This window comes from Pseudomonas mendocina (assembly GCF_900636545.1).
GTDB classification, from domain to species: Bacteria; Pseudomonadota; Gammaproteobacteria; order Pseudomonadales; family Pseudomonadaceae; genus Aquipseudomonas; species Aquipseudomonas mendocina.
The window spans coordinates 3,843,631-3,866,603 of sequence record NZ_LR134290.1 but is presented as its reverse complement, the minus strand read 5'-3'; the positions used below and the strand labels follow the sequence as shown (position 1 = coordinate 3,866,603).

The following is a 22,973-nucleotide window of genomic DNA, read 5'->3' as shown; positions in this document are numbered from 1 at the left end:
GTCGCGATGCTCGTCAGCAAACTGCCCAACGTCGGCACCACCATCTTCACGCGGATGTCGCAGCTCGCTGCCGATGTAGGCGCGCTGAACCTCTCTCAGGGCTTTCCCGATTTCGACGGACCGCAGGCGTTGCGCGAGGCAGTCGCGCGCCACGTAATGGGTGGGCACAACCAATATTCGCCAATGACCGGGCTGCCGAGTCTGCGCCAGCAGGTGGCCGCGAAGATCGCCCGCAGCTACGGTGTACAGTGTGATGCCGACAGCGAGATCACCATCACCCCAGGCGCTACCGAGGCGATCTTCTGCGCTGTGCAGGCGCTGATCCGTCCGGGAGATGAGGCCATCGTTCTCGATCCCTGTTACGACAGCTACGAGCCCTCCGTGGAGCTGGCCGGCGGCCGCTGCGTGCACGTACCGCTGGCATTGCCGGACTTCGCTGTGGACTGGCAGCGCCTCGCCGATTCGATCACGCCACGTACCCGATTGATCTTCCTCAACTCGCCGCACAATCCCAGCGGTGCGCTGCTCACTCGCGCCGACCTGGACAAGCTGGCCGAGCTGATTCGTGGGCGCGATATCCATGTGATCAGCGATGAGGTCTACGAGCACCTGATCTACGACGGCCAGCGCCATGCCAGTGTCCTGGCGCACGAGGAACTGTATCAGCGCGCCTTCGTGGTCAGCTCCTTCGGCAAGACCTATCACGTCACCGGCTGGAAGACCGGCTACGTGGTGGCGCCGCCGGCACTGACCGCCGAGCTGCGCAAGATCCATCAGTACGTCAATTTTTGCGGGGTGACGCCGCTGCAGTTCGGCTTGGCCGAGTTCATGGCTGCGCACCCCGAGCACGTCGAAGAATTGCCGGCTTTCTACCAGGCCAAGCGCGATCTGTTCTGCGACTTGCTGGCTGACTCGCGCTTCACCTTCACCCGTGCGCCGGGTACCTATTTCCAGTTGGCCGACTACTCGGCGATTCGTCCCGATCTGGATGACGTGGCCATGGCCGAGTGGCTGACGCGCGAGCACGGCGTGGCAGCGATTCCGGTGTCGGTGTTCTACCAGTCGGCGCCCGAGGATATGCGTCTGGTGCGCTTCTGCTTCGCCAAGCGTGAGGAAACCCTGCGCGAGGCTGCGGAGAAACTTTGCGCGGTGTGACAGACAGGGCGGGTGCAACCCGCCTCTGAGGTGTTGGCGGGTTTGACCCGCCCTACGGTGAGCGAGGCCTTTATGAGCAACAAACCTGATCTGGAACTGGCGCTGATTCAGACCACCTTGGCCTGGCATGCCCCGGCCGCCAATCGCGAGCATTTCCAGAAATTGCTGGAGCAGGCACGTGGCGCCGATCTGGTGATCCTGCCGGAGATGTTCAGCACCGGTTTTTCCATGGACTCGGCCGACCTGGCCGAACCCGAGGACGGCCCGAGCAGTATCTGGTTACGCGAGCAGGCGCAGGCCATAGGCGCGGTGGTCTGCGGCAGTCTGATCATCCGGGCAGCAGACGGCAGCTATCGCAATCGCCTGCTGTGGGCGCGCCCGGACGGTTCATGGGCGCATTACGACAAGCGTCATCTGTTTCGCATGGCCGGCGAGCACAAGCACTACAGCGCCGGCGACCAGCAGGTCGTGCTGCAACTCAAGGGCTGGCGTGTGCGTCCGCTGATCTGCTACGACCTGCGCTTCCCGGTATGGAGCCGCGATCCGCAGGGTACCGATTTGCTGCTGTATACCGCCAATTGGCCGGGCGCTCGTCGACAACACTGGAACCGCCTGCTGCCGGCGCGAGCCATCGAGAACCTATGCTATGTCGCGGCTGTGAACCGTGTCGGCGAGGACGGCAAGGGCCATGGTTATACTGGCGATTCCCAGGTGCTGGATTTTCAGGGGGAGACGCTGCTGGCGGCAGGCGACGGCGATGGTGTTTTTCGCACCACCCTGTCGAGTGAGGCCCTGGCTGCCTACCGTGAGCGTTTTCCGGCACACCTGGATGCCGATGCCTTCACCATGAACTGATCAGGAGCAACACGACATGGACGTACAACAGAGCAACCCCTTCCAGACGCCGCAGGCCGACCTTCAGCAAACCACTGCTCAGCATCCGCCCCTCTATAGCGTAGCCGGCGTTGGCCTGGCGACTTTCATCGGCACCCCGCTGGCCGGTGCCTGGCTGCTGGCGCATAACCTGCAGCTGCTCGGGCAGGCGCATCGCGTGGCGATGGTCTGGGGCATTTCCGTCGTGCTTCTGCTGGTCACGCTGGTGCTGGCCTTCGTGCTGCCGGAGGAAGTACCCGCGCTACCGTTCGCCGTCGCGCAACTGATGGTGATGATCATGCTGGCGAAGAACCTGATGGAGGCCGATCTCAAGCAGCATGTCGAGGCTGGCGGCGCGTTCCTGTCCAACTGGCGGGCAGCGGGTATCGGCCTGTTGTTCACCATCGGCCTCGCCGCGCTGATGTTCGCGGTGCTGATGATTTTCGATATCTGAGTTTCCCGGATTTAATACGGGCTACTTCATGCACAGAAAAACGCCGGGCATTGCCCGGCGTTTTGCATTCAGCGCTGTCGGTTCAGGCTGCTTGCGATTCGGTCTGGCTCAGGGCGCGGTTCAGTGCACTGAACAGGGCACGGAAGCTGGCAGTGGTCAGATTCTCGTCGATGCCGATGCCGTGCAGGGCGCGGCCGCCGTTGACGCGCAGCTCGATGTACGCCGCAGCCTTGGCGTTGGCACCGGCGCCGATGGCGTGTTCGCTGTAGTCCATGACCTCGATGGCAACCGGCAGCGCTGCGGCCAGCGCTTCCAGCGGGCCCTTGCCGATGCCACGCCAGTGATGGTTCTCACCACCTTCGACAACTTCTACGTCTACTGCGCTGGTGCCGTTCTCTTCCTGCAGGCGATGGCCTTTCAGCGCATAGGGGCTGCGCGCCTGCAGATACTCGGTTTCGAGCAGTTGGTAGATCTGCGCGGCAGTCATCTCCAGGCCGAGGCGGTCGGTTTCACGCTGCACCACCTGGCTGAACTCGATCTGCATGCGGCGTGGCAGGCTGATGCCGTATTCCTGCTCAAGCAGGAAGGTGATGCCGCCCTTGCCCGACTGGCTGTTCACACGGATCACCGCCTCGTAATCGCGGCCAATGTCGGCCGGGTCGATCGGCAGGTACGGCACTTCCCACAGCGCATCGTCCTTCTGCTGGGCGAAGCCCTTGCGGATGGCATCCTGGTGGGAGCCGGAGAATGCGGTGTGTACCAGGTCACCGACGTACGGGTGGCGCGGGTGTACCGGAATCTGGTTGCAGTCCTCGACCACCTTGCGTACGGCATCGATGTCGGAGAAGTCCAGCTCCGGATCGACGCCTTGGGTGTAGAGGTTCAGCGCCAAGGTCACCAGGCAGACGTTGCCGGTGCGCTCGCCGTTGCCGAACAGGCAACCTTCGACGCGATCGGCACCGGCCATGACGGCCAGCTCGGAAGCGGCGACACCGGTGCCACGGTCGTTATGGGTGTGCACGCTGATCAGCACGCTGTCGCGCTTGTTCACATTGCGGCCGAACCACTCGATCTGGTCGGCGTAGTTGTTCGGCGTGGCGCACTCGATGGTGGCCGGCAGGTTGAGGATCAGCGGGTTGGCCGGGGTCGGCTGGAACACGTCGATCACCGCGTTGCACACCTCGACGGCGAAGTCGATTTCGGTGCTGCTGAACACTTCCGGCGAATATTCGAAGCCCCACTGGGTTTCCGGCGCGGCAGCGGCCAGGCGCTTGATGGTAGTGCCCGCGGCCACGGCGATGGCTTTCACACCGGCCTTGTCCTGGTTGAAGACGATCTTGCGGAAGCTCGGTGCGCAAGCGTTGTAATAGTGGACGATGGCCTTCTTGGCACCTTTCAGCGACTCGAAGGTGCGCTCGATGAGGTCGTCACGGGCCTGGGTCAGCACCTGGATGGTCACGTCGTCCGGGATATGGCCGCCTTCGATCAGCTCACGCACGAAGTCGAAGTCGGTCTGCGAGGCGGACGGAAAGCCTACTTCGATTTCCTTCAGGCCCACGGCCACCAGGCACTTGAAGAAGCGCATCTTCTTGTCGGCATCCATCGGCTCGATCAGCGACTGGTTGCCGTCACGCAGGTCAGTGGACAGCCAGATCGGCGCCTTGTCGATGATATTGTCCGGCCAGGTGCGATCCGGGATCTGGATCTGAGTGAAGGGGCGGTACTTCTTGGATGGGTCTTTGAGCATGGTCATGGTGAAAATCCTTGGGTCCAGACGCCTTGTCTGGGAAACGAAATCGGGCAGTCGACAGTGACCGGATGGCCACAAAGATTCAGCCCCGCAGTCGCGGGCTGACCAGGCGGAGGCAGCGATGTTGCCTTAGCAAAATGAGGGTATGTGCGATGTTCATGAGGCCAACCCTAGTGTTCTTGATGAAGGCTGGCAAGCATTGCGTGAAAATTGGTAGGAACAATCTCTGGACGCTTCTGAGCGATGTTTAATAGCGCTTTTTGTTTTCTCTTTGAAGGAATATTGCGCGGAGGGTTTGAAGGTTCGAAGGCCGGTATGTCCGGCCTTCGCCTTATGCGTCACGCGGGATCGTGAGCAACCAGGTTGGGACGCAGCTCGCGCATGTCCGCACCGCTCGGGTGCTGGAATACGCGCAGGCCGAACTCGGGGAGGATGGCCAGCAGGTGATCGAAGATGTCGGATTGGATCCCTTCGTAAGCATTCCACGCCACTGTATTGGTGAAACAGTAGATTTCCAGCGGCAGGCCGTCGGCGGTCGGGCTGAGCTGGCGTACCAGCAGCGTCATGTTCTGGTGGATGTTGGGGTTGTGACGCAGGTAGTGCTCGACGTAGGCGCGGAAGCTGCCGATGTTGGTGATACGGCGCGTGTTGACCGGGTCCTTGCCGTACTCGGCCAGCTTGGTGTTCCAGTCCTGCAGCTCCTGATCCTTACGGTCCAGGTATTCGTCGAGCAGCATGAAACGGCGCAGGCGAGCGATCTCCTCATCGCTGAGAAAGTGCACGCTGGTCTGATCCAGATACAGCGCTCGCTTGATCCGACGGCCACCGGATTCCTGCATGCCACGCCAGTTCTTGAATGGGTCAGTGATGAAGCGCTTGGTTGGGATGGTGGTGATGGTCTTGTCCCAGTTCTGCACCTTGACCGTATGCAGGGCGATGTCGATCACATCGCCATCGGCATTGAGCTGGGGCATTTCCACCCAGTCACCGACGCGGATGATGTCGCTGGAGGAAATCTGCACGCTGGCCACCAGCGAGAGCAGGGTGTCCTGGAAGATCAGCATCAGCACTGCAGCCATGGCACCGAGGCCGGACAGCAGGATCAGCGGCGAGCGGTCGATCAGCGCGGCCACCATGAGGATCGTGGCGATGGCGAAAATGGCGATCTTGATCACCTGCAGATAGCCCTTGATCGGCTTCAGGTGAGCATTGGGGCGACGTTGGTAGAGCGTGTTGAGGATATCCAGCAAGGCGCCGATGGCCAGGGCGATGGTCAGCACCACGAAGGCGCCGCAAACGTTGCGCGTTACTTCCACCACGGCAGCGGGCAGGCCGGGTACCAGGACTACGCCGCTGGACAGCACCAATGCCGGCACGATGTTGGACAGGCGCTTGATGATGCCACTTTCCTTGATCTGACCGTGGCGACCAAGCGCGGTCGCACCCACCACGCGATAGATGGCGCGTACCAGAATGCGCTTGACGATCCAGTTCGACAGCCAGGCGGCGATTATCAGGCCCAGGGTGGCAGTGAAGGTGAGCAGTTGGGGCTGGTGTTCCAGCCACTCCATCCAGGTGTTGAGCTCATTCGGCATATCCGGCTCCGAGTCGGCTGTGGCAAAAGTAGCGAGAAAATTGTGCTTTCCGGCCGTTTGGGCGGCCGTACCTTAGCAAAGTTGCATGACGTGGCCAAAGCGGTGGGGCGGGACTTGCCGCTATCTATGCTGCCGGTTCTATCGCTGAGTGCTGCGCGTTGGTCGGGGCTGTGATCGTTCGCGGGCAAGTTCGCTCCACAGATTCAGCCTTGCAGGTAGCACCTGCACTCGTTGGAGCGGAGTTGTCCGCGACCTGCTTTTTGCCCTTGTATCGGGGATTAACGGCCGCGCGCAGCGGGGTGATGCGTTCAGGGCTTGAACGCACCGATGAAGATCGCTGGATCAACCCGCGCATCGTTAAGGCTGACGTTCCAATGAAGGTGCGGGCCGGTGGCGCGTCCGGTGGCGCCGACCTTGCCGACATGGCCACCGCGCTTGATCTCGTCGCCTAGCTTCACGTCGATCTCGGACAGGTGGCAGAACATGCTGATCAGCCCCTGGCCATGGTCGAGAAACACCGTCTTGCCGTTGAAGAAATAGTCGCCGATCAGGATCACCTTGCCGGCCGCGGGGGCCTTGATCGGCGTGCCGCGGTTGGCGGCGAAGTCCAGGCCCGAATGTGGGTTGCGCTCCTCGCCGTTGAAGAAACGGCGCAGGCCGAACGGGCTGGACAGCGGGCCGTTGACCGGTTTGTCGAACAACAGGTTGCTCGGCTGGCGCGCGCTGAACTGCTGGTAGGCACGGGTCTGCTCGGCCAGCTCGCGCTCGATGCGTTTCAGGTTGGCAGCGTTGGGGTTGACCTGCTGCTGGTTCTTGATGGTGATGCGCTGCTCGGCGTAGTGCTTGGCGCCGACCTGGAAGGTCAGGCGGCCACCGTCCTCGACCTCGACCTGTTGAGTACCTGGCTTGATGCTGAGTGGGATGCCGACTATGGCGATCCAGCGTTGGCCGTCTTCGTGCACGGTCAGTACCGGCTTACCCTGATAGCGCACTTTGGGCGCCTGCGCCGGGTTGCCCAGATCGACCACCGCCACGCCGCCCGGCACCGGCTTGTTCAGCAGGCGGGTGATGAAACCTTCGGCATGGGCGGGCAGGGCAAGACAGAAGGCAAGCAGAAAGATCAGTGGGCGCATAAAAGTCCTATAGGAAAAGAACGCTGAAGGCCGGACGCTGAACGTAAAAGCGGATCGGCGTCGGTCTCTCGTCCAGCCTTCCAGAGCTGTTCTCGTTTTGTTGAACGGTAGGGGGGCTGAAACGGAGCGCTGCCCGACCGCCCACCCTACCAACTGTTAGTCCAACAGCGACAGGGTCGCCGGTTGTATATGGTTGTCTTCGACGCGCACGTCCAGCTCGCCCTCGCTCAGGCGCGCCTTGAGGCGCTGGCCCGGCTGGGTTTGCGCGGCGCTGCGCACGGCCTGGCCGCGTTCGTCGAGGAGGATGCTGTAGCCGCGGCCCAAGGTGGCCAGCGGACTGACGATCTGCAGTTGTGCGGCGACTGCGCCCAGTTGTTGGCGCTGGCTGCGCAGTTGTGCCTGCATGGCCCGCGGCAAGCGTGCGGCCAGGCCATCCAGGCGTTGCCGCAGCAGGGCCAGACCCCGGCCCGGATGCTGCGCGGCAAGACGCGCATCGAGGCGGGCCAGGCGCTCGCGCTGATTGGCCAACTGCTGGTTGAAGGCGCGGCGCAGGCGCATGTCCAGATCGTCCAGACGTTGGGCCTGCTGGCGCAGGCGTTCGCCAGGGTGGCGCAGGCGTTTGCTCGTTCCTTCCAGGCGCAGGCGTTCGCGGGCCAGGCGACCTTGCATGTGCAGGACCAGGCGACGCTGCAGGTTGTGCAGGCGCTGTACCAGTTCGCTGCTGTCCGGAGCCAGCAGTTCGGCGGCCGCCGATGGCGTCGGTGCCCGTACGTCGGCGACGAAGTCGGCGATGGACACATCCGTCTCGTGACCCACGGCGCTGACGATGGGGGTGATGCAGCCAGCTACGGCACGGGCCACGGCTTCCTCGTTGAAACACCAGAGGTCTTCCAGCGAGCCACCGCCGCGGGCCAGGATCAGCGCATCGAAGCCCAGCGCGTCAGCGCGTTGCAGGGCGCGGACGATCTGCGCGGTGGCATCACGGCCCTGTACTGCGGTGGGGATCAGGTTCAGCACCACCTGCGGCGCGCGGCGGCGGAACACGCTGATGATGTCGCGGATCACCGCGCCGGTGGGCGAGGTGACGATGCCGATGCGCTTGGGATGGGCGGGCAGGGCGATCTTGCGCTCGGTTGCGAACAAGCCTTCGGCGCCGAGTTTCTCCTTCAGCGCTTCGAAGGCCAGGCGCAGGGCGCCGTCGCCGGCCGGCTCGACAGCATCGAGAATCAACTGGTAGTCGCCACGGCCCTCGAATAACGAGACCTTGCCGCGTACCTTCACCGCCAGGCCATCGCGCAACGCCTGGCGTACCCGTGCCGCGTTCTGCCGGAACAGTGCGCAACGCACCTGAGCCTGGCTGTCTTTCAGGGTGAAGTAGATGTGGCCGGAGGCCGGACGGGCGAGGTTGGATATTTCGCCCTCGACCCAGATACCGGTGAATACGTCCTCCAGCAGCAGGCGTGCGCGGTTGTTGAGTTGGCTGACGCTCAGCACCTCACGGTCGAGGTTCAGGCGTGCGAAGGGATCCTTGATCATGGGGCGGCATGATAAGCGGACTCGTCGGCAGGCGCGACCGCATCATCGAGCAGGCGCTCCAGCAGCCAGGCGGCTACCGGGCGCAGTTCGCGCTGACGCGACCACACCACATCGACCCGAGCGTGTCTTGGCCAGCCGGGCATTGGCAGTTCGTGCAGCAGCCCGTTGCCATGGTTGGTAACCAGCTCTCGCGGCAGTTCCGCCCAGCCGAAGCCGAGTGCTGCCATCTCCAGCAGCAGGATGAAGTCCGGTGCTGACCAGCAGCGGCCGCCGCTGCTAGGTAGATCGTCGGACGGCATTTCACTGGTGGCCACGCTGGTCAGGCGCAGAACGCGCCAGTTGGCCAGATCCTCCGTGGTGACCGATTGCAGCTTTGCCAGCGGATGTTCCCGCGCCACGAACAGGCCGAACTCGGCGTTGCCGGGGACACTGGCATGGGCGATGTCGGGCGGGTAGGACGGCTGTGCGGCCAGCAGGCCCAGGTGTGCACGGCCCTGGTTGACCAGATCCAGCACGTCGGCGTGCTCGGCGATCAGGCACTCGAATTCCAGGTCGGGAAAGCGCTGATCCAGTTCCACCAGGCGAGCCTGATACTGCTTGGGTTGGTAGGCGTCCGAGAGGGCCAGGGTCAATTTCGCTTCCTGGCCGTTTGCCAGGCGTGCTGCATGCCTTGCCAGGCGGTCGCTGGCGCTGAGCACCTCTTCGGCATGGGCCAGCAGGTTGCTGCCCGCCTCGGTCAGTTGCAGCGTGCGCGGGCCGCGCTCGAACAGGGTCACGCCCAGATCGATTTCCAGGCGCGCCACCGCTTCGCTGATGGTCGACTGGCTCTTGCCCAGACGCCGTGCGGCGGCGCTCAGCGAACCGCAATTGGCGGCTTGAGCGAAGGCCTGGAGTGCTTCGAGTGAAGTATTCATATCGGTTAAGCCGATGGCTGCTGCCTTTTAGTTGCCTGATATGCCGATGATCATAGCGCTCATCGTCACTCATCACGAGGTTCGTCTCATGACTCAGCCGTTGTCGCGCTCCCTGCGCGAGCGCATCGGTCACGCCCTGGCTTTCGAGATCATCGCCATGCTCATCTGTGCGCCTGCTTTGGCCTGGCTCATGGATAAACCCCTGATGCATCTGGGGCTTTTAACCTTGATGTTCTCCATCGTCGCCATGTTGTGGAACATGCTGTTCAACTATCTGTTCGACCGCGCACAGGCGCGGCTGGGCTTCGAGCGTGGCCTGTGGGTGCGGGTTTGCCACGCGTTGCTGTTCGAGGGCGGCCTGGTGGTCATGCTGGTGCCGCTGGCAGCCTGGTGGCTGTCGATTGGTCTGCTCGAGGCACTGCTGATGGATATAGGATTGATTCTGTTCTTTCTGCTCTACGCCCTCGTATTCAACTGGATCTACGATGTGCTGCGTGCTCGCTGGGTCGCCCGCCGTGAGGTGCAAGCGGCTGCTGCGGTTTGTCGTGGGGCTTGATTTGCTGGCAGCAGCGCCTAAGCTGCCGCTCTTTATTTGCCAGCCCCCGCAGACCATGACCGCGCAACTGATCCTCGTCCCGCAGATATCCACGCTTCTCGCTCACGAGCAAAAGGCCCAGGCCATGCTGCGCTGGCTGGCGAAACGGGAAATCGTCGAGGCACTGCCGACTACCTGTGGTCAGGGTGGCAACGGTATGGCCTATGCCATCGGCTCAGGCGCTCGGCGTGTCGCCCAGCGTCCCGAGTTGTTGCCCTATGGCCAGCCGCACAACGGTCTGGAGATCATCACCAATCGCTGTATCTATGTGCCGACGCGCGGCTTTCTCGAAGAAGCGGGTTGCGCTGAATGCCGGCGTGAGGTGGGCGTGCCGCTGTTCGACAGCCTGGAAGTGTGGTGGCCGGGGGAAACCGACAACTTCACCTGCCCGGAATGCGGGCATGAGGACGACATTAACGGTTTCCTGTTCCTGCAGCCCTGTGGGTTTTCCAACCTGGGCTTCATCTTCAACGGCTGGGCAGAAGCTGGCCTGCGCCCGGCGTTCGTCGAGGAATTCGGTGAACGCCTGGGCTTTGCCGTGCGGCAGGTGCGAGTAGACGATCCGGCTTGAGCAGTTCTCAGCCGATTGTGGGAGGGGCTTTAGCCGCGACTTGTGCTGTTTTCAGTCGCTGCTGAAGGGCTTCCCACAGGCGCTCAGCAGTTGCCATCGGGATAAGTTCAGAACTCGACGCTGGCCGACAGACGCACTTCGCGTGGTTCGCCCACGGCAACGCGCAGGTTGCCACCGCTGGACGGGTAGTAGCGCTCGTCGAACAGGTTGCGCACGTTCAGTTGTAGGCGCGTTTTCTCGCCCACCAACTGGCTGTCCCAACTGATAAAGGCATCGGCTACGGTGTAGCTGTCCAGCCAGAAACTGTTGGCATTGTCGCCGGCACGCTCGCCCACGTACCGTGCGCCACCACCCAGCCGCCACTGACCGAAGTCCTCGGGCAGGCTCAGGTGATGAACGATATAGAAGCTGGCGATGTTACGCGCGGCGTTGACCAGTTCGTTGCCTTTGTTGGCGGGGTCGTTGAGGATTTCCGTATCGGTGTAGGCGTAGCTGCCGAGCAGCTCCCAGCGTTCGCTCAGGCGCCCGGTTATATCCAGTTCTACACCGCGGGAACCGACCTTTCCGGCTGCCTCGGAGACGTTGATGTTGCTGACGACCACGTTTTCCTTCTCGATATCGAATAGCGCCAGGCTGGCACCGATGCCTTGAGGCAGATCGAGTTTCACGCCCAGCTCGTAGCTGCGCCCTTCTTCGGGATCGAATGCCTGGCCAGTATCGGCGTCCGAGGCATTGGGCACGAAGGAGCGGCTGTAGTTGCCATAGAAGGCCACTTGATCGTTGAGCTGGAACACCAGACCACCAAATGGCAGGAAGGTGGTATCGGTTCGGTCGGTGGGGCGGGTATAGGTCGTGTCGCGACCTTGTTCCACGAGTTGCTCGAAACGCTGGTAGCGACCACCGAACACCGCGATCCACTGATCGTTCAGATGCCAGTTGTCCTTTGCGTAGATCGATCGCGAGTGCAGCTCGTCGCTGCGGTCGCTCTGCGCTGGATTGAGCGTCGATGGTGGTGCGAGGTTGCCGTACGCCGGGTTGTAGATATTGAAGCCGCCCACTGCTGCTCCGCGCCAGGTATCGCCGCGGAAATTGTCGACTCGCTCGGTGTCGGCGCCGATCAGCAGGTCGTGGCGCTGACCGAACAGGCTGGCGTTACTGATCCAGTCCCAGGCCAGGTACTGGGTTTGGTTGTCGTGCTCGCTGCCATCGGAGCGACGGCTCATGTCGCCGGTATTGGCGTTCAGTGCGTTAGGTCGTGCCTCGGCATAGTCGTATCGCTCGTTGTTCCAGCCGTAGGTGAGGCGAGTGGACCATTGATCGGTGAGCTGGTATTCGGCGGTGGCAGTGAGCAGTTCGTCGATACCTTTGGCCCTCGACCAGCTTTCGCCGAAACGGTCGTTATAGGAAACCTTGGCCGGCTTGCCATTGATGATCACTGTGCCGCGATCCACCGGGGTGCTGTATTCCTTGTATTCATAGGCGAGATTGAGGCGCAGGCGCTCGCCTTCCCAGCTCAGCGAAGGCGCGATCAAACTGTGTTCTTCTTCGCCGAAGTTACGCCAGTAATCTTCGTGCTGGCGCTCGGCGATCAGGCGAAACGCCAGACCGCTGTCGGCAATCGGACCAGTGACGTCGACTGCCAGACTGCCACCGCCAAAGCTTGAACTGTCTGCATCTAAGCGTGTACCCCATTGGTACTGAGGTTTCTTGCTGATGACGTTGATCAGTCCGCCCGGCTCCAGTGCGCCGTACAGTAGTGAGGCCGGGCCCTTGAGCACTTCCACGCGCTCGGTGGTGGCGCTGAAGTTGCGCGAGAGGCTGGAGCGAATGCCATCGCGCAGGATCGAACCATCGGCATTGGCACCAAAACCGCGTTTGACGAAGCCGTCCTGCGTGCCGCCCAGTGTATTGCTCTGGCTGACACCGCTGACGAACTTCATCGCCTCATCCAGCGACCTGACCTGAAAATCCTCGATGGTCTTGGGTGTCACCACTTGGACCGACTGTGCTTCATCCCTGAGCGCCACGGAAGATTTGCTGGCCGTACTGGCACGTTTGGCCTGGTAGCCGTCGTCTTCGATGGTGGGCTTGGCGAGCACCTCCTGGCTGGGTAGTTCCAGTTCCTGGGCAAGCAACGTGCTGGCTGGCAGCAGGCAAAGGGTAAGCAGAGCGGCGCGCCGACTGCTCAGAGAAGAACGGTTGGATTTCATTTGGCACTCAAGTGCAAGTGTTTTTGAGAATCATTATTTTATGTGTTTCGCAGCATGCCTGCCTAGAGACACACTTTGCATTGAGTGCGGTGAGGACGCTGGGTATAATGCCGCGCTTCTTATTTTCCCGCTCGGGAGCCCGCCATGCTGCGCATCAGCCAAGAAGCACTCACTTTCGACGACGTCCTGCTCATTCCCGGTTATTCCGAGGTTCTGCCCAAGGATGTCAGCCTCAAGACCCGCCTGACGCGCGGTATCGAACTGAATATCCCGCTGCTGTCCGCTGCAATGGACACGGTTACCGAGGCTCGTCTGGCCATCGCCATGGCGCAGGAAGGCGGCATCGGCATCATCCACAAGAACATGACCATCGAGCAGCAGGCTGCCGAAGTGCGCAAGGTCAAGAAGTTCGAGGCTGGCGTAGTCAAGGACCCGATCACCATCGAGGCCGACGCCACCGTGCGTGACCTGTTCGAGCTGACTCGTCAGAACAACATCTCTGGCGTACCGGTGCTGTCCAACGGTGACCTGGTGGGCATCGTCACCTCCCGCGACGTGCGCTTCGAGAACCGTCTGGACGCCCTGGTGCGTGATGTGATGACGCCGAAAGAGCGCCTGGTCACCGTCAAGGAAGGCGCCACCAAGGAAACCGTGCGCGAGTTGCTGCACAAGCACCGCATCGAGAAAGTACTGATCGTCGACGACGCCTTCACCCTCAAGGGCATGATGACCGTCAAGGACATCGAGAAGGCCAAGGCCTACCCGCTGGCCAGCAAGGACGACCAAGGCCGCCTGCGTGTTGGTGCTGCCGTCGGCACTGGTGCCGACACGGGTGACCGCGTTGCTGCTCTGGTCAACGCTGGTGTCGACGTGATCATCGTCGACACCGCCCACGGCCACTCTAAGGGCGTGATCGACCGCGTACGCTGGGTCAAGGAGAACTTCCCGGAAGTCCAGGTGATCGGCGGCAACATCGCCACCGGCGCCGCTGCCAAGGCGCTGGTCGAGGCGGGTGCCGACGGCGTCAAAGTCGGCATCGGCCCAGGTTCGATCTGCACCACCCGTATCGTCGCCGGTGTCGGCGTTCCGCAGATCAGCGCCGTGGCCAATGTTGCTGCCGCGCTGGCTGGCACCGGTGTGCCGCTGATCGCTGACGGTGGTATCCGTTTCTCCGGTGACCTGTCCAAGGCCATCGTCGCTGGCGCTTCCGCCGTAATGATCGGCTCCATGCTGGCCGGCACCGAAGAGGCACCGGGCGAAGTGGAATTGTTCCAGGGCCGTTCCTACAAGGCCTACCGCGGCATGGGCTCGCTGGGCGCCATGGCGCAGGCGCAAGGTTCGAGCGACCGTTACTTCCAGGATTCCTCGGCTGGTGCCGAGAAGCTGGTGCCGGAAGGCATCGAAGGTCGTGTGCCTTACAAGGGCGCGATGGCGGCCATCGTTCACCAGTTGATGGGCGGCTTGCGTGCCTCCATGGGCTACACCGGCTGCGCCACCATCGAAGAGATGCGCACCAAGCCCGAGTTCGTGCGCATCACCGGTGCCGGCATGGCTGAGTCGCATGTCCATGACGTGCAGATCACCAAAGAGGCTCCCAACTACAGAGTTGGTTGATTCGCCGCACTTTATATGAATAACGGGGCTGTTCGATCAGCCCCGTGTCATTTGTGAATACCTACGAGAGACGGCCATGGCCCACGACATTCACGCCCACCGCATCCTCATTCTGGACTTCGGTTCCCAGTACACCCAACTGATCGCCCGCCGCGTTCGCGAGATCGGCGTCTATTGCGAGCTGCACCCCTGGGACATGAGCGACGAGGACATCCGTGCCTTCGCTCCGCGCGGCATCATCCTCGCCGGCGGTCCGGAGTCGGTGCACGAAGCCAATAGCCCGCGCGCCCCGCAGGCCGTGTTCGACCTGAATGTGCCGGTGCTGGGCATCTGCTACGGCATGCAGACCATGGCCGAGCAGCTCGGCGGCAAGGTGGAAGGCTCCGACCTGCGTGAGTTCGGCTACGCCCGTGTCGACGTGGTTGGCAAGAGCGAGCTGCTGGCAGGTATCGAAGATCATGTCGACGCCGACGGCGTGCTGGGCCTCGACGTGTGGATGAGCCACGGCGACAAGGTCACCCGCCTGCCGGAAGGCTTCCACATTCTCGCCAGCACCCCGAGCTGCCCGATCGCCGCGATGTGCGACGACGCCCGCCACTACTACGGCGTGCAATTCCACCCGGAAGTGACCCACACCAAGCAGGGCGGTCGCATTCTGTCGCGCTTCGTGCTGGAAATCGCTGGCTGCGAAGCCCTGTGGACTCCGGCCAACATCGTCGAAGACGCCATCGCTGCCGTGCGTGCTCAGGTCGGCGACGCCAATGTGCTGCTCGGCCTGTCCGGCGGTGTGGACTCCTCGGTGGTCGCGGCGCTGCTGCACAAGGCCATCGGCGATCAACTGACCTGCGTGTTCGTCGACAACGGTCTTCTGCGCCTGCACGAAGGTGATCAGGTGATGGCCATGTTCGCCGAGAACATGGGCGTCAAGGTGATCCGCGCCAACGCCGAAGAGCAGTTCCTCAGTAACCTGGCCGGCGAAGCCGACCCGGAGAAGAAGCGCAAGATCATCGGCCGCACCTTCATCGACGTGTTCGATGCCGAGGCCAGCAAGCTGCCGAACATCAAGTTCCTCGCCCAAGGCACCATCTATCCGGACGTGATCGAGTCGGCTGGCGCCAAGAGCGGCAAGGCTCACGTGATCAAGAGCCACCACAACGTCGGTGGCCTGCCGGAGGAAATGAACCTCAAGCTGGTCGAGCCGCTGCGTGAACTGTTCAAGGACGAAGTGCGCAAGATCGGCCTGGAGCTGGGCCTGCCCTACGACATGGTCTACCGCCACCCGTTCCCGGGCCCGGGTCTGGGCGTGCGCATCCTTGGCGAAGTGAAGAAGGAATACGCCGACATCCTGCGTCGCGCCGACCACATCTTCATCGAAGAACTGCGCAAGGCTGACTGGTACCACAAGACCAGCCAGGCGTTCGTGGTGTTCCAGCCGGTGAAATCGGTCGGCGTCGTCGGTGACGGCCGCCGCTACGCCTGGGTCGTCGCGCTGCGCGCCGTGGAAACCGTGGACTTCATGACCGCTCGCTGGGCGCACCTGCCCTACGAGCTGCTGGAAACCATCAGCGGCCGCATCATCAACGAAATCGACGGCATCTCCCGCGTCACGTACGACGTGTCGAGCAAGCCGCCAGCGACCATTGAGTGGGAGTGATCCCGCAGTGCTACATGAAAAACCGGCTTAGGCCGGTTTTTTCTTGGATGTTTGAAAACATCATCCTAGATGATGTTGATGTTGCCACTGGGCATCAATTGATATTCTTGCTCGCTGCGATCATAAGGCTTGGTGCGCCTGCTTACAGTTCTTCTGCCGGGGCATGAATGATGTCAGTGAGTTATGCTTTTCGAGCCGCAGAGCCTCGTGTTGGAGTAGCATCAGCATAGTTGTTTGGTTTTCACATGCTTGGGCTTCGGACTCAAAAGGAAATGCAATGATTCTCGAACCTCTCGATCAGCGAACAATAAATTGGGATTTTTCTCGTTTTGAGAGTAGAGACTGCCCTTTCTGTGGCGCGATCGGGGCTGAGCCATCTTACATTCGTCCTGATAAGTGTTCTGTATTAAGTTGTTCGACGTGTGGTTGTTATTATGTCTCTCCGGCGCCCTCCGAAGGTTTGCTCAACGATTTTTATAGTTCTTACCATATTGCGCATTTTGCCGGGCGTATAGGTGGTGGTGTTGAGAATATAAAGTCCGAGTTGGATGTTTTGGATCCGCTATCCGATCCAAGGTTGAGTTTTCTTGTAAAGGATATGCCCTCCAAGTCAGGTGCAGAATATAGGGTGCTTGATTTCGGCTGTGGTCTAGGAGAGTTCCTGTATCAAGCAAAACGACTGGGTGCTTCTGTTGCAGGTGTTGAGTTTGATCATGCTGCGGTTTCGATCTGCCACCAACTCGGCCTTGAATCTGTTTCCTTGGGTGGCATCGATGTGTTGAAAACCATCGATGAAAAATTCGATCTCATTGTTTTGAATGATGTGATTGAGCACCTGCTGGACCCTAATCAGCTCATCTCTGCTTTGTGCGAGTTGCTTGATAACGGCGGCAAGATCTTAATATGGACTCCGAACGGGGACGCTATCGCGAATGATGATCGCAAGATTGCTCTGCGTGTCGACTTGGAACATATGCAGTATCTGACGAGTGGTGCTGTGTCGGAGTTGTGTCGTAAAAGTGGTCTTTCGGTTTACCATTACCAGCAACTCGGTTTTCCATCGGATAGCAATTTTATTGTTGATCTTAGTGAGCGGTCTTGGAAGGCGCAGATCAAGAGCAGACTGCTTACCTGTCTTGTCGACTTAGGTTTGATGGCGTTTGTAAGGCGCTCATTGTTGCGTTTTGGTTATAAGCGCGATATTTACTTGTCAGGTGGTAATTATAATTTGTTTTGCGTGTTAGTTAAGGGTGGTCTGAAGTAACTCTATCTTTCTGAGTGATTTCGATCTCTGCCGATTTTGAAAGTGGCACCCAATGTAAATCGGTCGGGCTGTACCTTATTTCTGAGTTTTAGCCGCCGCGAGCATTGCGTGGCAGCGATCCTCTGTATTACAGGCGTACCTCTCCTGCGGTAGTCAGCAAATTTCGGTGCGCCATCCATTGGGTCGCCAGGGCAAGCAAGGTCATCAGCTGAGTCGTGTTCTTCGCCAAGCCTCGGAAGCGTGTTTTTACATGACCAAACGGCTGCTTGATCACCCATAACGGGTGTTCTACCTTGGCGCGCACTTGGGGCTTGGCTTTCTCAATCTTGCGTCTGTCTTTGTAGAGCGGATTGTTTCGCAGCCACCACTGCTGCTGAGAAACCGAAGAGATATGGTTGAACGAGCTGGCACTGAACGGCTCGATATCTAGGTCTCCTTGCTCTACGGTTGGCAAAGGAACAGTGAGCGAACCGACCTAGGCCCCAACTGTAAAAAAGCGCATTCGTCGTTATGGGCGCAGCCAGCGACCATGGCGAGGGAATGATCTCGTCGCGCTCAATGAAAAAATAGGCTTAGGCCGGCTTTTCATGTCCGCATGCTTTAGCGTTGCAGCAGAGACAGAATGGCGGTGAGTGCGAATAGGCTAACGCTCAGAAAGCTGATCAGCAGGATGCGCCTGTCCTGACGAATCTGGCTGGTGAGTATCGCTTTGCGCTGCTGCCAGTCGCAGGCGATGGTGATCCAGCGATCTTCCAGCAACTGGCGCCAGTCCTCATCGCTCAGCCAGCAGGCGACATGATGCGCGGGTAGGTCCAGAGCGGGGAACAGCTCCTCGCAGGTCAATGGGCCGAGGGATATCTGAAAGTGCTGTCCACGGCGCTCACAGTCCAACTCGAGGCGGATATGCGGGCGGGTGTCCTGGACGTGAATATCCTCGGGGTCTGGAGCGAAGACTTCGTAAGAGGTGATTTGCGCCGTACCTGGGCGCAGTAAGGCCCGGCGGATTTTTTTCCACAGCAGTTGCGCCAGCTTGTACAAGCCCCAGGCGGAAAAGGCGGAAAGCAGCAGGCTGATCAGCCACAGAAGGCCACCGAGTAGGATGAATACCACGATCATGCTCAGAGTCCTGTCAGCAGCGTTGGCGCGGCTTCCCAGATCATGTAGCCCATGATCATCAGCATGATCGCCGCAAAGGGCGATGCAGCACTAGGAGCTTCGGGAGTGGCATCGGCCGGGTTCGCTTTGGGAACGTAGAGCAGAAAGGTACCGGCCTGCCGATCGAGCTCGACATGCTCCTGATTGAGCACAAGATGCTCCACTTCGTAGGCGCGCTGTTCGTACTCGTAACGCAGGCGATAGACCGGTTTGAGACTGACCATTGTGGTTTTGCCAACGCTGATGCGCGCGTTGACGAGCTTCTGATCGATGATCGCCGCTTTTACGATGTCGTGTGGGCGGCTCAACCGGTAGCAGTCAGTCCAGATCATTTCCCCAAACGCTGCCATGAGCCCGATCCACATGAGCAAAAGCATGGGGGTTATCGCGACCGTCATGATGGCCAAGGGGGTGTCGAAAAAGAAACTGTCCATGTTCAGGTAAACGTTCCTGTGAAGTGCCCGGCGATTCTATACCGGTCGGCGGCTTCCCATCTGGGCGACAATCTCGCATTGGGTGCCGCGGCAATTTGTCTTGCCAAGGTGCTCGTCGGGCTGTTCGTGAAAATGAGAAGATAGTGCAGTTGAGTCTGCTCACGGATTGCCGAGGATGAAGATGTCGTTTACCCGCAGACAGGTGCTGGCCGGTTTGGTTGGGCTGGGTGTGGCCGGGCTGGGTGCTGGTGGCGTGCGCTATTGGCTGGGGCGCCCGGAGAATGTTGCCACGCACGATTACGAGCTGATCGCCGCGCCGCTTGATCTGGAACTGGTACCGGGGCATGTGACGCAGGCCTGGGGCTATGGTGGCCAGGCGCCTGGGGTGGAGCTGCGTTGCCGCCAAGGCGAGCGCCTGCGAGTGCGCTTCATCAATAAGCTGGACGTGCAAAGCACCATTCACTGGCATGGCATCCGCCTGCCGCTGGAGATGGACGGCGTGCCCTATGTCTCCCAGGCTCCGGTGCTGCCAGGCGAGTATTTCGACTACGACTTCATCTGCCATGACGCCGGCAGCTTCTGGTACCACCCGCATACCGCCAGCGCCGAGCAACTGGGGCGTGGTCTGGTCGGGCCGCTGATCGTCGAGGAGCGCGAGCCGACCGGCTTCCGCCATGAGCGCACGCTGAGCCTGAAGACCTGGCACATCGACGAGCAGGGCGCCTTCACCGAATTTCTGGTGCCGCGCCAGGCGGCGCGCGAAGGTACGCGCGGACGACTGACCACCATCAACGGCGAGCCCAATCCGACCTTGGAGCTGCCGGAAGGGCAGGTGGTGCGGCTGCGCCTGATCAATGTCGACAACACCATCACCTACCGCCTCAACCTGCCTGGCGGTGAGGCGCGCATCTATGCGCTGGATGGCAATCCAGTGCAGCCGCGGCCATTGGGCAAGGAGTACTGGCTGGGGCCGGGCATGCGCATCGACCTGGCGCTGAAGGTGCCATCTGCCGGCGAGGCGTTGTCGCTACGCAATGGTCCGCTGCGCCTGGCCACCTTGAAAGGTGTCGCCAGTAGCGAAGCCGCCGGTGACTGGCCGCCGCCACTGCCGGCCAACCCGATTGCCGAGCCGGACCTGGCGCGCGCCGAGACGCTGCGTTTCAACTTCGAGTGGGCGGCGATGCTGTCCGGCGATGTCGAGCGTGGCGGCAGCTACAAGTACTGGCAGATCAACGGCCAGGCCTGGGACATCAACGATAAGACCTGCGCTGATCGCCCGATCGCCACGCTGAAGAAGGATGGCCACTACGTTTTCGTGCTGCGCAACATGGCGCAGTATCAGCACCCCATCCATCTGCACGGCATGACCTTCAAGGTGCTGGGGTCGGATCGACGCAAGATCATTCCGTATTTCACCGATACCTATCTGTTGGGCAAGAACGAGACGGCACGCATTGCCTTCGTTGCTGATAATCCCGGGGTGTGGATGTTCCATTGTCACGTGATCGACCATATGGAAACGGGGCTGATGGCGGCCATCGAAGTGGTGTAGGTTAGGCGCCCTTTTTCGCCGGCGTCCTACGGATTGTTGCAATGAAAAGACCGCAGATCATCGACCGCTCGCGTGACGAGCACTTCATGCGCCTGGCGCTGGCGCAGGCGCGTCTGGGCGCTGGGCAGGGTGAAGTGCCGGTCGGTGCCGTGCTGGTGCAGGACGGTGAGGTGGTGGGCCAGGGCTTCAACTGTCCGATCCTGCGTCATGACCCCAGCGCCCATGCCGAGATGGTGGCGATTCGCGCTGCGGCGCAAAGTGTGCAGAACTATCGACTGCCCGGTAGCACGCTATACGTCACCCTGGAACCCTGCAGCATGTGCGCTGGCTTGATCGTGCATGCGCGCATCGCTCGTGTGGTGTTCGCTGCCAGCGAGCCGCGTGCGGGCGTGGCGATCAGTCAGGGGCAGTTCTTCGATCAAGCCTTTCTCAACCATCGCGTACTGGTGGAAGGTGGCTTGCTGGCAGAGGAGAGCGGGGCACTGCTGAAAGACTTTTTCAAGGCCCGGCGCGGCTGAGCCTCTTTACCGGGAGCGATTATGAACAAAGGGATGTTGAGCGTGCTGGCACTGCTGGCTGCGCCGGTTGTGGCTGCGCAGCCTGAGGTGTATCTGGTGGCCAGTGTGCAGTTAGGCGGCTCGAACCTGGCGCAGAGTATTTTCCTGCACGAGCCACAGATCACCACGCTGGAGGCTTGCCAGGAGGCGGTGCGCGTCGGCCAGCGTGACCGCGACTGGCAGCGTTACCACCATATCTTCATGCGTGATCGCTTACAGGGCTTTACCGGTCATCTGGATTACCGCTGCGTACTCGCCACCCAACGGTTCAGCGACTGGAACGATCGAGCGCGCTACAACCATGCGTATCTGATCAGTATCGATGCGCATGCCAACCTGCAGGTCGAGCGGGTCCCGAGTCAGGCGCAGTGCGCCACGCGTTTGAAAGGGCTGCCGGCGGAGCGCCAGGCCATCAGCCGCTGCGCGGCAGGTAATCAGAGCTTGCTGTAGGCATTTACAGCGGCGGGGTTTCTTCTTCGGGTTTGCGCTTGTCGATGCCGGGCAGGTGGATACCGCTCTCGGCCACTTGCGTGCCTTCCAGCTGCGGCTGGGTCACCCAGGTGAGAATGTCGTAGTAGCGACGAATGTTGCGCACGAAATGCACCGGCTCGCCACCGCGGGCATAGCCGTAGCGGGTCTTGCTGTACCACTGCTTCTGCGCCAGGCGCGGCAGGATCTTTTGCACGTCGGCCCATTTGTTCGGGTCCAAGCCCTCGGCTTCGGTCAGCTTGCGTGCATCTTCCAGGTGACCGCCGCCAACATTGTAGGCGGCCAGAGCGAACCAGGTGCGGTCCGGCTCGGCGATGCTGTCCGGCAATTGCTGGTGCACCTGGATGAAGTAGCGGGCGCCGCCGTCGATGCTTTGCTTGGGGTCCAGGCGGTTGGACACGCCGACCGACTGGGCGGTGCGCTGGGTCAGCATCATCAGGCCGCGTACGCCGGTCTTGGACGTGGCGTTGGGTTGCCACAGCGATTCCTGATAGCCCATGGCTGCGAGCAGGCGCCAGTCGACCTGATTGGCCTGGCCGGCCTTGCGGAACATCTTCTCGTAGCGCGGCAGGCGTTGCTGCAGGTGCTGGGCGAAGGTGTAGGCGCCGACGTAGCCGAGCACGTCGACATGGCCATAGTAGCGCTCCTTCAGGCGCTGCAGGGTACCGTTGGCCTCGGAGCGCTCAAGGAAGGCGTCGATCTCCACCAGCAGGCTGTCATCTTCACCGGCAGCTACTGCCCAGCGCATGGTATTGGTGTCGCCCAGGTCGAAGGCGACTCGCACGTTGGGGAAGTACACCTGGTTCATCGCCAGTTCGTTGGAGTCCACCAGGGTCAGGTCGATCTGCCCTTCGTCGACCATGCGCAGCAGGTCGACCACCTCTACGGCGTCGGATACCTCGAACTCCAGTTCCGGCTGTTCCAGCTTGAGGGCGGCCAGTTGTTCGGCATGGCTGCTGCCGGCCAGAACGAGAATGCGTTTGCCGACGAGGTCTTCAGGCTTGGTTGGGCGGGTTTCGCCCTGGCGATAGATGACCTGAGGCGTGACTTCCAGATAAGGAATCGAGAAACGTGCCTGACGCTGTCGCTGTGGCGTATCCACCAGGCCGGCGGCCGCCATGACCGGACCATTGGCGCGGCCCAGGCTGGCAAACAGGCTGTCGAGGTTGTCCGCGGTTTCGATCTTCAGCTCCAAGCCGAGATCGGCGGCGAAGCGCTTGGCCAGCTCGTATTCGAAACCGGTGGCGCCGTTGCGGTCCTGGAAATAGGTGGCGGGGCTGTTTCGAGTGACCACGCGCAGCTCACCCTCCGCCTTTGCCTGCTCAAGTACGCTGGGCTTGGGTTCTTCGCCGCAGCCAGCAAGCATCAGGAGGGTTCCAATCGCCAACAGCCCTTTGGCGCAACGCATGCGTATCGCAGGTCGTGCAAACATCGGCGCAGTATACGCAAAGCGCAGGCGGCGCCATAT

Annotated in this window: 20 protein-coding genes and 1 pseudogene; 11 read left to right on the top strand and 10 right to left on the bottom strand. The window is 61.2% G+C overall.

Going from position 1 to position 22,973, the window contains the following annotated elements:
* The first annotated feature begins 6 nt into the window (after window positions 1-6).
* The 3 genes from EL191_RS17965 to EL191_RS17955 all read left to right on the top strand — a co-directional run bounded on the left by EL191_RS17965 (window position 7) and on the right by EL191_RS17955 (window position 2,482).
* Window positions 7-1,155 (top strand): pyridoxal phosphate-dependent aminotransferase, encoded by a 1,149-nt coding sequence (locus tag EL191_RS17965; protein WP_041979650.1) that lies wholly within the window; start codon window positions 7-9, stop codon window positions 1,153-1,155.
* Window positions 1,156-1,227: 72 nt separating this feature from the next.
* Window positions 1,228-2,010: an amidohydrolase gene (locus EL191_RS17960; RefSeq protein ID WP_017362587.1), complete on the top strand. Its 783-nt coding sequence runs from the start codon at window positions 1,228-1,230 to the stop codon at window positions 2,008-2,010.
* Between the two features lie 16 nt (window positions 2,011-2,026).
* Window positions 2,027-2,482 (top strand): hypothetical protein, encoded by a 456-nt coding sequence (locus tag EL191_RS17955; protein ID WP_017362588.1) that lies wholly within the window; start codon window positions 2,027-2,029, stop codon window positions 2,480-2,482.
* 82 nt (window positions 2,483-2,564) lie between these two features.
* On the opposite strand, the gene leuA is transcribed toward EL191_RS17955, so the two are convergent.
* The 5 genes from leuA to EL191_RS17925 all read right to left on the bottom strand — a co-directional run bounded on the left by leuA (window position 2,565) and on the right by EL191_RS17925 (window position 9,410).
* Entirely contained in the window at window positions 2,565-4,235 is a 1,671-nt protein-coding gene (gene leuA / locus EL191_RS17950) for a 2-isopropylmalate synthase (protein WP_041979651.1), read from the bottom strand.
* 335 nt (window positions 4,236-4,570) lie between these two features.
* Window positions 4,571-5,827: a mechanosensitive ion channel family protein gene (locus EL191_RS17940; protein ID WP_041979653.1), complete on the bottom strand. Its 1,257-nt coding sequence runs from the start codon at window positions 5,825-5,827 to the stop codon at window positions 4,571-4,573.
* Between the two features lie 308 nt (window positions 5,828-6,135).
* The gene (locus tag EL191_RS17935; RefSeq protein ID WP_041979654.1) at window positions 6,136-6,960 is read right to left on the bottom strand and encodes a peptidoglycan DD-metalloendopeptidase family protein; all 825 of its coding nucleotides are present in this window, start codon (window positions 6,958-6,960) and stop codon (window positions 6,136-6,138) included.
* A 156-nt stretch (window positions 6,961-7,116) separates the two neighbouring features.
* The gene (gene xseA / locus EL191_RS17930; RefSeq protein ID WP_041979656.1) at window positions 7,117-8,496 is read right to left on the bottom strand and encodes an exodeoxyribonuclease VII large subunit; all 1,380 of its coding nucleotides are present in this window, start codon (window positions 8,494-8,496) and stop codon (window positions 7,117-7,119) included.
* A complete protein-coding gene (locus EL191_RS17925; protein WP_041979657.1) occupies window positions 8,493-9,410 on the bottom strand; it encodes a LysR family transcriptional regulator in 918 nt (305 codons plus the stop codon). The genes xseA and EL191_RS17925 overlap by 4 nt, the downstream gene beginning before the upstream one ends.
* Window positions 9,411-9,498: 88 nt before the next feature.
* Between EL191_RS17925 and EL191_RS17920 the strand changes: the two genes are divergently transcribed.
* Together EL191_RS17920 and EL191_RS17915 are read left to right on the top strand one after the other, a co-directional pair.
* Window positions 9,499-9,966, top strand: a complete 468-nt coding sequence (locus EL191_RS17920) for a multidrug/biocide efflux PACE transporter (RefSeq protein WP_013716839.1) — start codon at window positions 9,499-9,501, stop codon at window positions 9,964-9,966.
* Window positions 9,967-10,021: 55 nt separating this feature from the next.
* Complete coding sequence (locus EL191_RS17915) at window positions 10,022-10,576, top strand: hypothetical protein (RefSeq protein WP_041979906.1); 555 nt, start codon at window positions 10,022-10,024, stop codon at window positions 10,574-10,576.
* Window positions 10,577-10,683: 107 nt separating this feature from the next.
* Here the strand turns inward: EL191_RS17915 and EL191_RS17910 are convergent, their stop codons facing one another.
* Window positions 10,684-12,786: a TonB-dependent siderophore receptor gene (locus EL191_RS17910; RefSeq protein ID WP_041979659.1), complete on the bottom strand. Its 2,103-nt coding sequence runs from the start codon at window positions 12,784-12,786 to the stop codon at window positions 10,684-10,686.
* A 144-nt stretch (window positions 12,787-12,930) separates the two neighbouring features.
* Here EL191_RS17910 and guaB point away from each other — a divergent pair, with 144 nt between their 5' ends.
* From guaB to EL191_RS17895, 3 genes are all read left to right on the top strand, one after another.
* The gene (gene guaB / locus EL191_RS17905) at window positions 12,931-14,400 is read left to right on the top strand and encodes an IMP dehydrogenase (protein ID WP_013716835.1); all 1,470 of its coding nucleotides are present in this window, start codon (window positions 12,931-12,933) and stop codon (window positions 14,398-14,400) included.
* Between the two features lie 76 nt (window positions 14,401-14,476).
* Window positions 14,477-16,054 carry a glutamine-hydrolyzing GMP synthase gene (guaA, locus tag EL191_RS17900; protein ID WP_041979660.1) on the top strand — a complete coding sequence of 526 codons (1,578 nt, stop codon included), beginning with the start codon at window positions 14,477-14,479 and terminating at the stop codon, window positions 16,052-16,054.
* Window positions 16,055-16,331: 277 nt separating this feature from the next.
* A complete protein-coding gene (locus EL191_RS17895) occupies window positions 16,332-17,318 on the top strand; it encodes a class I SAM-dependent methyltransferase (RefSeq protein ID WP_162184354.1) in 987 nt (328 codons plus the stop codon).
* A gap of 127 nt (window positions 17,319-17,445) precedes the next feature.
* Here EL191_RS17895 and EL191_RS17890 read toward each other — a convergent pair.
* From EL191_RS17890 to EL191_RS17880, 3 genes and pseudogenes are all read right to left on the bottom strand, one after another.
* Window positions 17,446-17,676, bottom strand: a pseudogene (locus EL191_RS17890) (transposase); the annotation flags it as partial.
* Between the two features lie 242 nt (window positions 17,677-17,918).
* Window positions 17,919-18,434: a hypothetical protein gene (locus EL191_RS17885; protein WP_041979663.1), complete on the bottom strand. Its 516-nt coding sequence runs from the start codon at window positions 18,432-18,434 to the stop codon at window positions 17,919-17,921.
* A 2-nt stretch (window positions 18,435-18,436) separates the two neighbouring features.
* Window positions 18,437-18,907: a hypothetical protein gene (locus tag EL191_RS17880; protein WP_041769555.1), complete on the bottom strand. Its 471-nt coding sequence runs from the start codon at window positions 18,905-18,907 to the stop codon at window positions 18,437-18,439.
* A 181-nt stretch (window positions 18,908-19,088) separates the two neighbouring features.
* Here EL191_RS17880 and EL191_RS17875 point away from each other — a divergent pair, with 181 nt between their 5' ends.
* From EL191_RS17875 to EL191_RS17865, 3 genes are read left to right on the top strand one after another with little or no spacing between them, the layout of a single operon-like run.
* Window positions 19,089-20,459: a multicopper oxidase family protein gene (locus EL191_RS17875; RefSeq protein ID WP_026042254.1), complete on the top strand. Its 1,371-nt coding sequence runs from the start codon at window positions 19,089-19,091 to the stop codon at window positions 20,457-20,459.
* A gap of 41 nt (window positions 20,460-20,500) precedes the next feature.
* Entirely contained in the window at window positions 20,501-20,977 is a 477-nt protein-coding gene (tadA, locus tag EL191_RS17870) for a tRNA adenosine(34) deaminase TadA (protein ID WP_041979664.1), read from the top strand.
* A 33-nt stretch (window positions 20,978-21,010) separates the two neighbouring features.
* A complete protein-coding gene (locus tag EL191_RS17865; protein WP_041979666.1) occupies window positions 21,011-21,466 on the top strand; it encodes a hypothetical protein in 456 nt (151 codons plus the stop codon).
* Window positions 21,467-21,470: 4 nt separating this feature from the next.
* Here EL191_RS17865 and mltF read toward each other — a convergent pair whose 3' ends face one another.
* Entirely contained in the window at window positions 21,471-22,937 is a 1,467-nt protein-coding gene (gene mltF / locus EL191_RS17860; protein WP_041979667.1) for a membrane-bound lytic murein transglycosylase MltF, read from the bottom strand.
* Window positions 22,938-22,973 lie beyond the last annotated feature (36 nt).